14 protein-coding genes are annotated in these 15,456 nt (G+C 63.2%); 7 read left to right on the forward strand and 7 right to left on the reverse strand.

Annotated features, from left to right (window positions below):
* The gene (locus BLS55_RS03620) at positions 1-1,563 is read left to right on the forward strand and encodes a c-type cytochrome (RefSeq protein WP_092153009.1); all 1,563 of its coding nucleotides are present in this window, start codon (positions 1-3) and stop codon (positions 1,561-1,563) included.
* Between the two features lie 65 nt (positions 1,564-1,628).
* Here the strand turns inward: BLS55_RS03620 and BLS55_RS03625 are convergent, their stop codons facing one another.
* The 6 genes from BLS55_RS03625 to moaA all read right to left on the reverse strand — a co-directional run bounded on the left by BLS55_RS03625 (position 1,629) and on the right by moaA (position 8,998).
* Positions 1,629-2,714 (reverse strand): glycosyltransferase family 2 protein, encoded by a 1,086-nt coding sequence (locus tag BLS55_RS03625; RefSeq protein WP_092153010.1) that lies wholly within the window; start codon positions 2,712-2,714, stop codon positions 1,629-1,631.
* 456 nt (positions 2,715-3,170) lie between these two features.
* Positions 3,171-4,370: an iron-containing alcohol dehydrogenase gene (locus tag BLS55_RS03630; protein WP_092153011.1), complete on the reverse strand. Its 1,200-nt coding sequence runs from the start codon at positions 4,368-4,370 to the stop codon at positions 3,171-3,173.
* An 85-nt stretch (positions 4,371-4,455) separates the two neighbouring features.
* Positions 4,456-5,655, reverse strand: coding sequence for an iron-containing alcohol dehydrogenase (locus BLS55_RS03635; protein WP_092153012.1), 1,200 nt, complete (start codon positions 5,653-5,655; stop codon positions 4,456-4,458).
* A 674-nt stretch (positions 5,656-6,329) separates the two neighbouring features.
* Entirely contained in the window at positions 6,330-7,331 is a 1,002-nt protein-coding gene (gene ruvB / locus BLS55_RS03640) for a Holliday junction branch migration DNA helicase RuvB (RefSeq protein WP_092153013.1), read from the reverse strand.
* Positions 7,331-7,942: a Holliday junction branch migration protein RuvA gene (ruvA, locus tag BLS55_RS03645; RefSeq protein ID WP_092153014.1), complete on the reverse strand. Its 612-nt coding sequence runs from the start codon at positions 7,940-7,942 to the stop codon at positions 7,331-7,333. The genes ruvB and ruvA overlap by 1 nt, the downstream gene beginning before the upstream one ends.
* A 3-nt stretch (positions 7,943-7,945) precedes the next feature.
* Positions 7,946-8,998: a GTP 3',8-cyclase MoaA gene (moaA, locus tag BLS55_RS03650; RefSeq protein ID WP_092153015.1), complete on the reverse strand. Its 1,053-nt coding sequence runs from the start codon at positions 8,996-8,998 to the stop codon at positions 7,946-7,948.
* On the opposite strand from moaA, the gene BLS55_RS03655 reads away from it, so the two are divergent.
* Complete coding sequence (locus tag BLS55_RS03655; RefSeq protein WP_092153016.1) at positions 8,997-9,275, forward strand: DUF5334 domain-containing protein; 279 nt, start codon at positions 8,997-8,999, stop codon at positions 9,273-9,275. The genes moaA and BLS55_RS03655 overlap by 2 nt on opposite strands.
* A gap of 15 nt (positions 9,276-9,290) precedes the next feature.
* Here BLS55_RS03655 and BLS55_RS03660 read toward each other — a convergent pair whose 3' ends face one another.
* Positions 9,291-9,854 (reverse strand): hypothetical protein, encoded by a 564-nt coding sequence (locus BLS55_RS03660; RefSeq protein ID WP_092153017.1) that lies wholly within the window; start codon positions 9,852-9,854, stop codon positions 9,291-9,293.
* Positions 9,855-10,030: 176 nt separating this feature from the next.
* On the opposite strand from BLS55_RS03660, the gene BLS55_RS03665 reads away from it, so the two are divergent.
* From BLS55_RS03665 to BLS55_RS03685, 5 genes are all read left to right on the forward strand, one after another.
* Positions 10,031-10,405, forward strand: a complete 375-nt coding sequence (locus tag BLS55_RS03665) for a hypothetical protein (protein ID WP_092153018.1) — start codon at positions 10,031-10,033, stop codon at positions 10,403-10,405.
* 14 nt (positions 10,406-10,419) lie between these two features.
* Entirely contained in the window at positions 10,420-11,769 is a 1,350-nt protein-coding gene (gene miaB, locus BLS55_RS03670) for a tRNA (N6-isopentenyl adenosine(37)-C2)-methylthiotransferase MiaB (RefSeq protein WP_092153019.1), read from the forward strand.
* Complete coding sequence (locus BLS55_RS03675) at positions 11,763-12,365, forward strand: bifunctional nuclease family protein (RefSeq protein WP_092153020.1); 603 nt, start codon at positions 11,763-11,765, stop codon at positions 12,363-12,365. The genes miaB and BLS55_RS03675 overlap by 7 nt, the downstream gene beginning before the upstream one ends.
* A gap of 297 nt (positions 12,366-12,662) precedes the next feature.
* Positions 12,663-14,495 (forward strand): FAD-dependent oxidoreductase, encoded by a 1,833-nt coding sequence (locus BLS55_RS03680; protein WP_092153021.1) that lies wholly within the window; start codon positions 12,663-12,665, stop codon positions 14,493-14,495.
* Entirely contained in the window at positions 14,495-15,454 is a 960-nt protein-coding gene (locus tag BLS55_RS03685; protein WP_092153022.1) for a succinate dehydrogenase/fumarate reductase iron-sulfur subunit, read from the forward strand. The genes BLS55_RS03680 and BLS55_RS03685 overlap by 1 nt, the downstream gene beginning before the upstream one ends.
* The last annotated feature ends 2 nt before the right edge of the window (positions 15,455-15,456 follow it).

The following is a 15,456-nucleotide window of genomic DNA, read 5'->3' on the forward strand; positions in this document are numbered from 1 at the left end:
ATGCCCCGGTGGAACGACCTCTTCCTGGCCCTGCCTGTGCCTGAGGGCGTACTGGACGCCCTGCTTTTCATCAGCTTTGGGCTGCACTTGCTGTTTGTACTGCTGATGTTGGGCACGGCCATGCTGGGCCTGGCTTTGTTTCTGCACGCCCTGCTCCACGACGACGCGGCCCAGCAGCCCTGGAACAGCCATCTCGTGCACAGCCATCTGGGGCTCAAAAGCCTGGCCGTGGTGCTAGGCGTGGCCCCTTTGCTGGTAATGCAGGTGCGTTATTCTCACGCTTTTTTCACCACCACCGGGCTGTTTTCCTACAGCTGGCTGGCTATCATTCCCCTGCTGATCCTGGCCTTTCTGCTCATCGACGCCTTTGGCCACAAACTGACCAGCAGCGCCTGGCTGGCCGTTGTCTGCGGCATACTGGGCGTGGGGGCGCTCATGACCGTGCCCGCCGTGTTTACCGGCGCGCTCTCCCTCATGGAGCGGCCCCACCTCTGGCCCGTTTTTGCCGCTGCGGGCTTTGGGCCCCAAGCGCCGCCTCCCCTGCACTGGCTGCTGCGCTACCTGCATGTACTGGGCGCGGCCCTGGTGCTGGGCGCGGGCTTTCACCTCTTTTTCTCCACCAGGGATAAGCCCCGCAAGGCCCTTATGCTGCGCCGCTGGCTGTGGTGGAGCCTGCTGGCCCAAATGGTCCTGGGCCTGGGGCTGCTACTCACCGTGCGCAAGGGCTGGAGCGGCCCGGTGCTGACCAGTCTGGCCGTAGGGCTGCTGGCGGCGCTGGGCGGTTTGTGGGTGCTGCGCCGCACGGGAAGGCGCACTGCGCCCCCGGCGCTGCTGGCGCTGCTGCCCATTGTTTTTGCGGCCATGCTCACGGGGCGGCAGCTGCTGCAGGATGCGGCCCTTGCCCCGGCGCACGCCGTGGCCGTGGCCGCCAGGGAAGCGCGGGCGGCGGAACTGGCCCCCTTCAGTCAGAAGGCGCTGGAAAATTTTTCCCGCAAGCTGCGCACGGTTTATGACAATGGCGAAACCATCTATGACGGGGCGTGCGCGCCCTGTCACGGGCTGCAAGGGCGCGGCGACGGGCCGGAAGCGCGCTTCCTGCGCATTCCCGCCGCGGATCTGGCCGCCATCAGGGCTGACAGGGACTATGCCTATGCCCTCATCCGGGACGGTGTGCCCGGTTCCGGCATGCCCTATTTTCGGCTCTACGACCGGGAAAAGCTGGAAGGAGTGCTGGATACGCTGGAGCGGCGCTTCGCCATGCTCAGCGCCACGCCCGAACCGCCGCACGACATCACGCCGCAGGCGCTCACGGTCTGGATTGAGGTTTGTGCCGTCTGCCATGCGGCCAACGGTTCGGTGACGGATTTCGGCAAAACGCTACGTCCGGCCCCGCCGGATCTGCGCCGCCTGAGCGTGAGCCACGAGCGCGCCCTGCACGTCATCACCGAAGGCTACCCCGGCACGGTCATGCAGCCCTATCGACACCTGCCCGCGCCGATCTTGGACGATCTGGCCGTCATCAGCGGCCTGTTCCGGATTGCGCCGCCGCAGGACAAGCCCTGAGCCGCGCTGCCCCACAGCGGGCGTCTGTTCACGCAGCCGCCAGGGCATTTCAAAGTTGCAATGCCCTACTTGGGCAGGGAGTAGTGGAAGTCGTACGCCCCGGAAGCCTCCAGGGCCGCGCACTGGCGCAGAACTTCGTCGTTCAGCAGTTGCCAAAGCTCTGTCGGCACCAGCGAGGCCAGATAGCCCGGCACTTGCGCCAGGCAGGCCAGCCCCCGGCCGGGCCCGGCTCCGTGTGCGGCAGGCAGGTCGCAATCCTCCCGCAGGGCCGCCAGCACCTGTGGGTAGGCGGCAAAAGCGGAGGTCAGCAGGCCCCCCAGATATTCCCGCCCCGTCCGCGTCGCATAGGCTCCGGCTATGCCGCCCATAACCCGGATAAACTTGGCCACACGCTCATACGCCAGCAGCGGGCAGTCACAACGCAGCGCCACAACGACGGCGTCGCTGACCTCTTTCTGGATCAGGGTAAGCGCCTTGTCGGCCTCAAGGCGGCAAAAGACGCCCCTGTAGGCGCGTTCTCCATACATGCAGTCGCGCAGCACAAAGGATTTGCGGCGCAGACGCCGCTGCTGCCCCACAGGAAAGGCCGTGTTGACGATAATGCGCAGCCCGGCAGCCGTCACTTTGCGGCAGAAGTGCCAGTCCTCGTGGGTGGGGGCGGCATAGTCTTCCAACCCGCCCAAAGCCCGAAAAACTTCACGGCGCATGAGCCACAGCCCGCCGGAGACAAAGCGGACCGGATCCTGCGGCGTCCGCAGCCGCGATTCGTAATATTGCGCTCTGGAGACCGGATCGCCGAAATCCTTGTTGACGATGTGCCCGCCCACCAGCCCCACATCGGCGCGGGAGACGTACTCCAGGGCGGTAAGCAGCCAGCGCCGGTCAAAAAACACGTCGCAGTCAACGGATAAAATGATGTCCTGTGCGGCGGCGTTAAGGCCTGTCCTTTTGGCGGCGGCCGGGCCTTTGTTGCCAGCGTGGGTCAAAATGCTGACATCGGCGAACTGGGGCTCCTCAAGGCGCAGAGGGGGCGCGGAACCGTCGTCCACCACGATCCGTTCGCACACCAGGGGCCGCAGGGCCTCTGCCCGGCGCAGTTGCTCGCGGACAAAATCGTGATCGTTATATGTATACGTTACCAGCGAAATCATCAGCCCCCCCCCCGACGGTGCGGCTGTGCCGTTTTTTAGGGCATTTCAGCTTTTAAATGCCTGCGGCTACATGAGCGGACGCCCGTTGTGGAGGCGTAAGCGCAATGTATTTGCGCTGTTAAGCGCCGAAACAAGCGTGCCGTAAACTTTGAAAATGCATATTCTCAAAGCTAATCTGCTCTACATAACAGGAACATCTTGCCCTTGAGAACGGATATGTTCAACGGCAGGCCGTTTGTCTGAGCGCGTGCCCACGCCACGCCCCTGAGCCCGCGCCTCCGCGGGTTTCCCCGTGCAGGCGGCTGCGCCCAGCGTACTGCCTATCCTACTGAATACCATACAAAAGTAAATCACAATGAAGGCCTGCCCCTGCGGGCCCACAGCGCAAAACAGCAGGCGGCCCTTCCACAAGTACGCTGGAAGGGCCGCCTGCCGTTCAGGGGACTTTCGGAAAAACTACATGGCCGTTTTGTACAGGGCGGCCACGGCGGCATCCGTCATGGTGCGCGGGTTGGTAAAGGTGCAAACGTCCTTCTGGGCGTTGGCGGTCATGATGGGAATATCTTCTTCCCGCACTGTTTTGCCGTACTTTTTGCCCAGGGCCACAAGGCCTTCCGGAATGCCCACGTCCTTGGAGAGGATGTTGATGGCGGTAATGGCCTTGCGAGAAGCCTCGTCGGCGCTCAAGCCGTAAGTGATTTCGCCCAGCAGTTTGGCGATGCGGCCAAAACGGCGGCGGCTGGAAATGCGGTTGTATTCAGAAACGTAGGGCAGCAGGATGGCGTTGCATTCGCCGTGGGGCAGATCGTAGAAGCCGCCCAGCTGGTGGGCCATGGCGTGCACATGGCCAAGACCTGCGTTGTTGAAGGCCATGCCGGCCAGGTACTGGGCGTAGCACATGCCCTCGCGGGCTTCCTTGTCCTGCCCGTTGGCCACAGCGCGGCGCAGGTAGCGGTTGATATACTCCATGGCTTTTTCCGCGCAGGCGTCAGTCATGGGCGTGGCCGCGGTGGAAACGTAGGCTTCCACAGCATGGGTCAGGGCGTCCATGCCGGTGGCGGCGGTGAGGGCCGGGGGCATGCCCATCATCAGCAGGGGATCGTCAATGGCTACGCTGGGGGTGCAGCGCCAATCGGCGATGGCCATCTTCACTTTGCGGGACGTATCAGTGATGACGCAGAAGCGGGTCATTTCCGAAGCGGTGCCCGCGGTAGTATTGACGGCCACATAAGGGGGGAAGGGTTTGCTGGCTTTATCCACGCCTTCATAGTCGTGGATGCGGCCGCCGCTGCCGGCCAGGAAGCCTACCCCCTTGCCGCAATCGTGGGAGCTGCCGCCGCCCAGGGTGATAATGCTGTCACACTTCTCCTTGGTGTACATCTCAAAGGCTTCGGCCACGTTTTTGTCCGTGGGGTTGGGCACGGTCTTGTCATAGAGACAGTACGGCATTTTTGCGGCGTCCAGAATGTCCGTAACCTGCTTGAGGATGCCTGCCTTGACGATGCCCTGGTCCGTCACCAGAAGGGGCCGTTTGCCGCCGATATTTTTCAGACGGGCGGGAATTTCTTTGGCGCAGCCCTGCCCCACCAGAGTAACCGTAGGAATAAAGAAGGAAGTAATCTGACCAAGATGCATGCTCTTAACATCAGTGCTCATAGAAACCTCCTTAGTATGTGCAGCATACAGCCCCCCGAGCAGTATGGCTCAGGGGGCTGCAGTCCATTCTCCCTTTGGGAGAAAATTACAAGGCGGCTTTATAGATGGCAGCCACGGCGGCGTCCGTCATGGTGCGCGGATTGGTGAGGCCGCAGGCGTCCTTCTGGGCGTTGGCGGTCATGGTGGGGATATCTTCCGCCCGCACGTTTTTGCCGTACTTCTTGCCCAGGGCCACCAGGCCTTCCGGAATGCCCACGTCCTTGGAGAGGATGTTGATGGCGGCAATGGCCTTGCGGGAGGCTTCGTCAGCGCTCAGGCCCTGCGTGATTTCGCCCAGCAGCTGCGCTATGCGGCCAAAGCGGCGACGGCTGGAAATGCGGTTGTATTCACACACATGGGGCAGAAGAATGGCGTTGCATTCGCCGTGGGGCAGATCATAGAAGCCGCCCAGCTGGTGGGCCATGGCGTGCACATGGCCAAGGCTGGCGTTGTTGAAGGCCATGCCGGCCAGGTACTGGGCGTAGCACATGCCTTCGCGGGCTTCTTTATCACGCCCGTTGGCCACGGCGCGGCGCAGGTAACGGTTGATGTATTCCATGGCTTTTTCCGCGCAGGCGTCGGTCATGGGCGTAGCAGCGGTGGAAACGTAGGCTTCCACGGCGTGGGTCAGGGCGTCCATGCCGGTGGCGGCGGTAAGGGCCGGGGGCATGCCCATCATGAGTATGGGGTCGTCAATGGCCACACTGGGGGTGCAGCGCCAGTCCACAATGGCCATCTTCACCTTGCGGGAGGTGTCGGTGATGATGCAGAAGCGGGTCATTTCTGAAGCGGTGCCCGCGGTGGTGTTGACGGCCACATAGGGGGGGAAGGGCTTGGAGGACTTGTCCACGCCTTCGTAATCGTGGATACGGCCGCCGTTGCCGGCCAGGAAGCCCACGCCCTTGCCGCAGTCGTGGGAGCTGCCGCCGCCCAGGGTAATGAGGCTGTCGCACTTTTCCTTGGTGTACATTTCAAAGGCTTCGCCCACGTTTTTGTCCGTGGGGTTGGGCACGGTCTTGTCGTAAACGGCGTACTTCATCTTGGCGGCATCAAGGATATCCGTAATCTGCTTGAGGATGCCGGCTTTGACGATGCCCTGGTCTGTAACCACCAAAGGCTTCTTGCCGCCGATGCTCTTCAGACGAACGGGGATTTCCTTGGAACATCCCTCGCCCACAAGCGTCACATTGGGGATGAAAAATGAGGTGATCTGCCCCATATGCATGCTCTTAAGATCCGTGCTCATACGTGACTCCTTTAGTTATGCGTTGCATCAGCCATCACAACGGACTTCTTAAATGAACTTTGAAATCCTTAAGAGGGAATATATCGCACGCCAAAGGTCATTGCAAGTCTTGAAGCGCTTTTGTTCTGCTGTAATTTTTAATTTTTTTTCATTTCAATACGTTCTTTTTTGCACAAATGCTGCTGTATTTGTTATTTTTAGCACAAGCATTACTTTGGTTGAACATACACACAGTCTACCCTCTTTTTTTTACTATCGTGATTGCAGCGCCATATTGGGGGTTTGGGCTGCCACTGCCGTCAGGCCTGGCTCTCTGTCCGATGCCAGGCGATATGAGAGCATTTCCAGGTTTACTTATATCCAAAATTAAGTTGCGAGAATTGTGTCGTCAAAAATTTTTGCGCAACAATTTGCGGCCCGCCGCAACAGCGCGCTGCCGCAGCCTGGACGCGCGGCGTTAATCCGGATTGGGCTTTTGTCCGCCTCTGGAAATTCCCTTCCAGGGGCTCGGATTCCACAGCCAAAAATCAGAATAACAGGCTGCGGCAGGCAATAAGAGAGCGACGCCCGGCAAGGGGCAAAGCAGGCCTCTTGACAAAGCCTGCCCCGCCGCCGGAACCTTCCCGCGACGCGCAGGCGCGCCCGTCAGAGCAGGGAACAGGAGGGGCTTCCGCTCAGGAGAGCAGAAGATTGAGATGGCGGTAAGCGCGGGCCGTGGCCACGCGGCCGCGGGGCGTGCGTTTGAGAAAACCGCACTGGATGAGATACGGCTCGTAAATGTCCTCAATGGTCCGCACTTCTTCAGAGCAGGCCACAGCCAGGGTCTTGATGCCTACCGGGCCGCCGTCGTAGTGTTTAATGAGCACCTCCAGCAGGCGACGGTCCATCTGGTCCAGGCCTTCCTGGTCCACATCCATGCGGGTCAGGGCGGAGGCGGCCGCCTCGCCGGTCACGCGGCCATCCCCATGCACCAGAGCAAAGTCGCGCACCCGGCGCAGCAGCCGGTTGGCAATGCGCGGCGTGCCCCGCGCGCGGCGGCCGATCTCCAGCGCGCCGTCGTCGGTCACCTCCACGCCCAGGATGCGGGCCGTGCGCCCCACTACGCGCGCCAGATCCGCAGGGCTGTAGTACTGCAGCCGCGCCACAATGCCGAAGCGGTCACGCAAGGGCGAGGAGATAAGCCCCACTCTGGTGGTGGCCCCCACCAAGGTAAAAGGCTCCAGGTCAATTTTTACCGTGCGCGCCGCGGGCCCCTGGCCGATGACCAGGTCCAGCTTAAAGTCCTCCATCGCCGGATAGAGCACTTCTTCCACGGCAATGGGCATGCGGTGAATTTCGTCCACAAAAAGGATGTCGTGCCGCCCCAGGTTGGTAAGAATGGCGGCCAGATCGCCGCTGCGTTCCAGCACCGGGCCGGAGGTGCAGACCAGGTTCACGCCCAGCTCCGCGGCCATAATCTGCGCCAGCGTGGTTTTGCCGAGGCCGGGGTTGCCGTAGAACAGGGTGTGGTCCAGGGCCTTGCCGCGCCCGCGCGCGGCATCCAGGTAGACCCGCAGGTTGGCCCGCAGCTCGTCCTGGCCGATAAACTCCTCCAGGCTGCGCGGGCGCACGCTTTCGTCCGCGCACGCCGGGCCTGCGCCGGCATCCGGTCGTTCTTCGCCGTACCCTTCCGCCATCAGGCCTTCCCCTTGGCCAGGGTCTTGAGCGCGGCGCGCAGCGCGCCGGTTACGTCAAGGTCCGGCTCTTCCATAAGAATTTTTTTCACCATAGGCGCGCACTCGTCCTCGCTGTAGCCCAGGTTGCCCAGCCCGTCGAGCACGTCGCGGAATACGGAGCCGGGCCGCGCCCCGCCCGCCAGTACAGCGGTCTGGGGCGTATCGTCCACCTTCAGTTTATATTTCAGCTCCAGAAAAACATGCTCCGCCGTTTTTTTGCCGATGCCCGAAACGCGGGTCAGGGCCAGCACGTCGTCCTCCAGCACCAGACGCCGCAGATCCTCGGGCCGGAAAATAGACAAAATGCCCAGCGCCGTGCGCGCGCCCACCTTGGAGATGGAGACCAGCACCGCAAAGGTCTGCCGCTCTTCAAAGCTGGCAAAGCCGAACAGCTCCAGGGCGTCTTCCCGCACCGCAAGGCTGGTGTAAAAGGCCACGGCTTCCCCCCGACCGGGCAGGGCGGCCAGGGTATGGGCCGGCAGGGCCACGGCATAGCCTACCCCGCCTTCGGTGACCACCAGGCAGGTGTTGCCCCATACTTGGGCCAGGCGTCCTTCCACATAGGCGATCACGTGTTATCCCCCAATGCCCACCATTTGTTTGTCAGCCACGGCGCAGCCTGCCCGCCGGGCGGCCAGCAGAGCCGCGCCCACGGGCTTCTGCGCACAGGCCAGGCGCAGCACGCGGACCAGGTCCGCATCGTCGCAACGCGGATGCCGCAGCAGGCCGCGCAGGCGGTACTCCTTATCGTCAAACAGACAGGTGCGCACATGCCCGTCGCTGGTGAGCCGCAGGCGGTTGCAGGAGCCGCAGAACTGGCAGCTCACGGCCGTGATGAAGCCCATACGCCCCTTGCCGCCTTCCACCCGATACATGCGCGCCGGGCCGGCCTCGGCTTCCGCATCCGTTTCAGGCGTCAGGCGCAGGCGGCGCTGGGCCTCGGCGCGGATCTGGTCGGCGGGCCAGAAGGTTTCCGGCCCCCAAAGGGTGCCGTTGCCCATGGGCATGAACTCAATGAAACGCAGATCCACCGGCAGGTTGCGCGCAGCGTGGGCAAAATCGTCCATCTGGCCGTCGTTGACGCCGCGCATGGCCACCACGTTGATTTTGACCCGGATTGAGGCGCGCAGCAAGGCGTCCAGCGCCGCCAGCACCGCAGGCAGCACGTCCCGGCCGGTGACGCGGGCAAAAGTGGCTCTGTCAAAGCTGTCCAGCGAAAGATTGACGGCGCGCACGCCTGTCCGCCGCAGCAGAGGGATGTGCGGCTCCAGCAACGTGCCGTTGGTGGTGAGCCGCAGATCCAGCTGCGGATGCCGCTCGTGCAGCAGGGCCAGCAGGGTGTCGCAGTCTTTGCGGGCAAAGGGTTCGCCCCCGGTCAGGCGCACCTTGTGCACGCCCAGCCGCGTCAGCAGGCCCACCAGGCGCGCCATCTCTTCATAGCGCAGCACTTTTTGGTGCGGGATGAAGGTCTGCCGCGCCTCGCTGCGGCAATACACGCAGCGCAGGTTGCAGCGGTCTGTGACGGAGAGGCGCAGATAGCGCACCACACGGCCATGGCTGTCGCGCAACGGGGCGTCCGCGGCCTCCAGGTTGCCAAGAGACGAAAATGGATTTACACCTGCGGGCATGAAACACCTGCTCTTGGGGGCGGCCTTCACCGGCTGGATGCTCCTGCCGCTGCCCGCCCTGGCCTGGGATGGCTTTGACGCCGATTCCGCCGACCTGGTGGAAGTTACCCCTGACCGCATCCCCTCCCGGGGGGAAACGGTGGACGTGCGTTCTTACGATGCCGATACGACTGAAACCTGTCTGGTGGAGGCGGTCAGCCGCAATCCGCGCACCGTGGAGCTGGTGGTGCGCAATCCCCAGGGCAAAACGCGGACCCTGGTCATGGAAGGCCGCTGACGGCCTCCCCTGCTTTTATTGATCCGCCTTCGGCTCGTAGCCCGGCAGCAGAACGCTGGCGCTCTCCGCCTGGCCCTGTCCTTTGGGGCACTGGTCCTGCAGATGGCAGATTTCGCAGCCGCCCCGGAAGGGGTAGTGGGTCACTACGGCGTAGCGTCGGCTGAGGGTCGCTGCGCCTTCCCGGTATTCCAGCCCCAGGCCGGCCAGAGCCGCGCGCAGGGCCGCTGTGGGCCGGGGCGAGGGCGCACAGCCCGCGCTTTCCACTTCCGGCAGCAGCTCCTGCACGGCCGCCATGCACATGAACTGGGCAAGGTTGTTGACCATAAACCCGTCCGAGGCGGATTTCTCCCACGCGGCATCCACAAAGCCTTCCACGTCTTCGGGCAGCCACACAGCCAGGTAGGCTATCTTGCCCGTGCTGATCTCACAGACTTTAAGTTTGGGCAGCCATTGGCCCCACAAATCCACCAGGCGCTGCAGCACCGCACCGCCCAAGCGGGTTTCATGGCTCATGGTCATGAAGCCTTCCATATCAAAATAGGGCCGCAGGGGGTGTTCCTTGATTATTGCCTCGCTCAACGCGCGCTCCTTGTGGTAAGGCGGTGACGCCCCCGCCGGGGGGCACGTCCTACATTGTAACCAGGGATACGGCCCCGTCAAGGCCGCGGGGCCTCGCGCCTTTACTTGGCAGGGACGCTCTTTTATCATATGCCTTCGCAGGCGGCATCGCCAAGACCCTACCAGAAGGAGCGCCCATGAACAATGCCAACGGCCACCCTGCCAAAATCCGTTACACCTACACGGTGGACGCTGCAGCCCGGCTCCAAACCGCCCACGGCGTCTGGGGAGGCGTTAACCCCCAGGGCGAAATCGAAATGAATTTTTATAATGAAAGCGATACCCTGCCCCCCTACTCTGAGCAACTCGTGGCGCCGGACGGTTCCATAGGGCACGAGATCATCCCCGGTGAAGAAGAGGCCCGCGAAGTGACGCGCTTTGTGCACAGCCGCGTGCTGCTCAACTACCACACGGCCCGCGCCGTGCTGGAGTGGCTGGAAGACCGCGTGGCTGCCCTGGAAGAGGAAGGCGCGCCCGGCATGTACGACGCCGATCTGGATATTGAGCAGTAAGCCGCGCCGCTGCCATGCTGCAAAAAACCTTTCATATCATCACCTTCGGCTGTCAGATGAACGTGCACGACTCCCAGTGGCTGGGAGGCGCGCTGCGCGCGCGCGGCTTTGCCGAAGCGCCCCTGGAGGACGCCCAGGTGGTGGTGGTCAATACCTGCTCAGTGCGCGAAAAGCCGGAACAAAAAGTCATGAGCGCTCTGGGCCGCATCCGCCAGGTCACGGGGGGCGACCCGCGCGTGCTGGTGGGCGTGGCCGGCTGTGTGGCCCAGCAATTGGGCACGACTTTTTTTGAAAAGGAGCCGCAGGTGCGCCTGGTGGCGGGCAGCGACGGTATCGGCGCGGCCCCTGCCGCCATTGAACGCCTGCTGGACGCGCCGGCGCTGCGGCTCTCGCTCCTGGACTTTACGGAAAGCTATGTGGAGCGGGAGCCGGGCGCGCCCGGCCCGACCCAGCCTGTGGCGTATGTGAACATCATGCAGGGCTGCGATAATTTCTGCACGTACTGCATTGTGCCCTACACCCGCGGGCGGCAGAAATCCCGCTCCAGCGCGGCCATCCTGGACGAATGCCGCGCCGCCCTTGAAAACGGCGCACGCGAGATCACCCTGCTGGGGCAGAACGTCAACGCCTTCGGACGGGACAGCCGCGGCGACGGCGTGAGCTTTGCCCGCCTGCTGGCCCTGGTGGCGGCGCTGCCCGGCCTGGAGCGCCTGCGCTATGTTACGCCCCACCCCAAGGACATGGGGCCTGAGGACGTGGAGGCCTTTGCCGCCCTGCCCCAGCTCTGCCCGCGCCTGCACCTGCCCCTGCAGGCCGGTTCCGACGTGGTGCTCAAGCGCATGCACCGGCGCTACGACCGCGCGGCCTACCTGGATCTGGCGGCCCGCCTGCGCGCGGCCCGGCCGGATCTGGCCCTTTCCACGGATCTTATTGTGGGCTTTCCCGGCGAAACGGAAGCGGACTTTGCCGCCACCCTGGAAATGGTGCGGGCCTGCGGCTTTATGTCCAGCTTTTCCTTCTGCTATTCGGACCGCCCCGGCGCGCGGGCCGCGCTGCTGCCGGACAAAATTCCCGTTGCCGTGGCCCGGGATCGCCTTCTGCGGCTCCAGGCCCTGCAGGACGAGCTGGGCGCGCGCTGGCTGCAATCCCGCGTGGGCGCGACCACAACGCTGCTGCTGGAAGGGCCAAGCCCCCGCGAAGGCGATGCCGCGGCCCCCAGCTGGCAGGGCCGCGACCCTTACGGCGCGCCCGTGCATGTGCCCTTGCCCGTCGGGGCGGACTACTGCGGCAAAATGGCGCGCGTTGTCATTGTTGCGGCCAAAAAGCACAGCCTGGTGGCCCGGCTGCAGGGGGACGTATGGTAGAAATGCGCGTCTTCGGCCTGACCATTGATCAGGAAAGCAAATCCCCCATTGTTGTCCTGCGCGAACGGGACGGGGAAACCCTTCTGCCGGTCTGGGTAGGCGCGGTGGAAGCCATGGCCGTTTCTCTGGCGCTCAATAATGAGGCCCTGCCCCGCCCCTTGACCCACGACCTCATGCTGCTGAGCTTTCGCGCGCTCAAGGCCAAGCTCCTGCGGGTGGAAATCAGCGATCTGCGCGAAGGCGTGTTCTATGCCATGCTGCTGCTGGAAGGCCGGGAAGGCCGCGTGCGCGTGGATTGTCGCCCTTCGGACGCCATTGCCCTGGCTGTGCGGGCCCAGGCCCCCATCATGGTGGCGGAGGAGGTGCTGCGCCGCGCCGCCGCCTGGGAAGAGCATAAGAAAAGCCCGCGCGCCGAAATGCCCGTGCCCGACGCCGCTACGGACATGCTGCGCCAGGCCGGGGCACAGAAAGAAGCCGACCTGCTAGGCGGGCGTTTGCTGCGGGAAGGCAGCCTGCCGCCTGAGGAAGAGGCGGACGAGGAACGCTTCCGCGAGCTTTTGCGGTCCTTGGAGCCCACATCCCGCCGCAAAATGTGACGCGACGCGGCCAGTTTTTTCAGTGCCTTCCCGCCCCTCTCACACAGGGCTTTTGCGCTTTTTCCGGGGAAAAAGCCCTGATCTCGTCGGATTCCTCTTAAAAAATATTTTTATATTCAAATAGTTATTGTTTTTGTTTACTCTTGAAAAAAAGTTGCGTATTTTTTCACTTGATCTGCGTCCAATACGGGTTGATTATCCAACCAAGCAACGGCGCACGACATTTCTTCCGCGCCGGTCCCGGCGTTCCGCACCCAACTCCCCGGCGCGACTTCTACCCACATTGAGGATTTTTTTATGACACCACAGATTACCCGCAGAAAATTTCTGCAATCGGCCTGCATCACCATCAGCGCGCTGACGGTGAACATGACCGGCCTGGAAAAAGCCCTGGCGGCGGCCTCAGGATCGGGCCCCATGGCCGCCTGCGACGTCCTGATCATCGGGTCGGGCGGCGCAGGGCTGCGCGCGGCCGTCACCGCCATGAAGCGAAACCCCAAGCTCAGAGTGGTGGTGGTCACCAAGTGCATGCCCTCCCGCAACGCCACCTGTATGGCCGAAGGCGGCATCAACGGCGTCACGGATTTCAGCAAGGGCGATTCCTACGAGCTGCACTGCTTCGATACGGTCAAGGGCGGCGACTACCTGGTGGATCAGACCTCTACGCTCAAGTTCTGCCAGCAGGCCGGGCCCGCCATTCTGGAGCTGGACTACCTGGGCATGCCCTTCTCGCGCACTGAAGACGGGCGCGTTAAAGCGCGGCCCTTCGGCGGCGCTTCCAAGGTGCGCTGCAACTACTCCGCCGACAAAACCGGGCATATTGTGGCCCACGTCTGTCTGGACGAGGCCCTGACCCACGGCGTCAAGTTCCTCATGGATCACGAGCTGCTGGATATCGCCGCGGCCGACGGCCACTGCGAAGGGGCCGTGCTGCGCAACATCCGCACGGGCGAGATCTCACCCGTGCGCGCCAAGGCCGTGGTGCTGGCCACGGGCGGCTACACCCGCATTTTCTGGAACCGCACCTCTACCCCCTATATCTCCACCGGCGACGGCGTGGCCGCGGCCCTGCGCGCGGGCGTGCCCTTTAAAGATGCGGAGATGATCCAGTTTCACCCCACGGGTGTGGTGCACGGCGGCGTGCTTATTACCGAGGCGGCGCGCGGCGAGGGCGGCTACCTGCTCAACAACAAGGGCGAGCGCTTCATGAAGAACTACGCGCCCGCAAAAATGGAGCTGGGCCCGCGCGATATCGTGGCCCGCGCCATTGAAACTGAAATCCGCGAAGGCCGGGGCTTCGGCCACGGGCTGGAAGCCTATGTGCTGCTCGATCTTGTCCACCTGGGCAAGAAAAAAATCGTCAACGACCTGCCGCAGATCCGCCATGTGGGCAAGCTGTTTGAAAATATAGATCTGGTGGAAAAGCCCATGATCATCCGCCCCACGGCCCACTACTCCATGGGCGGCATTGATGTGGACAAATTCGACGACATGTCCACCGTCCTGCCCGGCCTGTTCACGGCGGGCGAAGCCTCCTGCGTGTCCATCCACGGGGCCAACCGTCTGGGCGGCAATTCGCTGGCCGACGCCGTGGTTACCGGCAAGATCGCCGGCGACGGCGCGGCGGCCTACGCCGGGACGGCGGAATTCGGCGCGGGCAAGCGCCTGGCGGATCTGGCCGGGCAATGGAAAAGCCGCTTTGTGGGCGTGACCAACGGCGGCGACGCCAGGCAGATGTACGCCATCAGGGAGGAAATGGGCGCGCAGCTCTGGGATAATCTGGGCATCTTCCGTACCCAGGCCAAGCTCGCCGCCCTGGCCGACACCCTGGACGACCTGCAATCCCGTTACGACGCCCTGCGCATTCCCAACGCCAACCCCGTGTACAACTCCGTATTCACGGAATATGTGGAGCTGGGCAATATGCTGCAACTGGCCCGGGCCGCCTGCCTGGCCGCCACGGAACGCAAAGAATCCCGCGGGGCCCACACCCGCGAAGACTTCCCCAAGCGCGACGACGCCAACTTCCTCAAACACAGCATGGTCACCATGGACGAAGGCGGCAGGCTGCGCATGGGCTGGAAAGCTGTGGAGATCGCCAACTTCAAGCCTGAGGAGCGGAAATACTGATGGCTACGCTTATTATCGACCGCTTTGACGGCAAAAAAAGCTACGAGCAGACCTACACCCTGCAAGCCGCCGACGCGGCGGGCAAAACGCTGCTCAATACCCTGTTGTTTATCAAACAGACCCAGGATCCCACGCTGAACTTCACGGCCTCCTGTCGCTGCGCCATCTGCGGCGCTTGCGGCGTGCGGGTCAACGGCCACGCCGTGCTGGCCTGCGACACCAAAATGGACGACCTCTTCAGAACCTATGGCGCGGACACGCTGCACATTGCGCCCCTGGCCAACTTCCGGGTGATTTCCGACCTGGTGGTGGATTGGGAGCCCGCTGTGGACAATCTGCGCAAAATCCACCCCGGCATGGTAGCCAAGGCCCAGTTCTCCGCAAAGGAGGGCTGCCGTCAGACCCAGGCTGAATGCGACCGCGTCAAAAAGCAGTGGGACTGCATCATCTGCGGCTGCTGCGCTTCGGAGTGCAACAAGCTCACCGCCGACCGCAGCGATTACATGGAGCCCTTTGTCTTCACCCACGCCTGGCGCGTGGCCAATGATTCGCGCAGCAAAGATCCGCTGCTGCACGGCAAGCCCGCCGTGGCGGGCGGCCTGTGGAACTGCGTGCACTGCCAGGAGTGCGCCAACCGCTGCCCCAAAAGCATCAGCTCCGCCGACGATATTGCCGGTCTGCGGGCCATGGTCATGGCCAAAGGCATGACCGACGGCGTAGGTCCGGCCCACGCCAAATCCTTCTACACCGACCTGGTGGAGGATTCCGGCCGGTTAAATGAAGTGCGCCTGGCCCTGCGCACCGAGGGCGTCGGCACCATTGCCCGCGCCGGCATGGCCGTCACCTTGCTGCGGCAGGGCAAGATGAACCCGCTGGAGGCTTTCGGCGGCGAAACCATCGAAGGGCATGACGCCCTGGTGAAGATGATTGCAGCGGCCCACGCCGCTGCAAAGGAGTAGTC

Source organism: Desulfovibrio legallii, from assembly GCF_900102485.1.
GTDB lineage: Bacteria > Desulfobacterota > Desulfovibrionia > Desulfovibrionales > Desulfovibrionaceae > Desulfovibrio > Desulfovibrio legallii_A.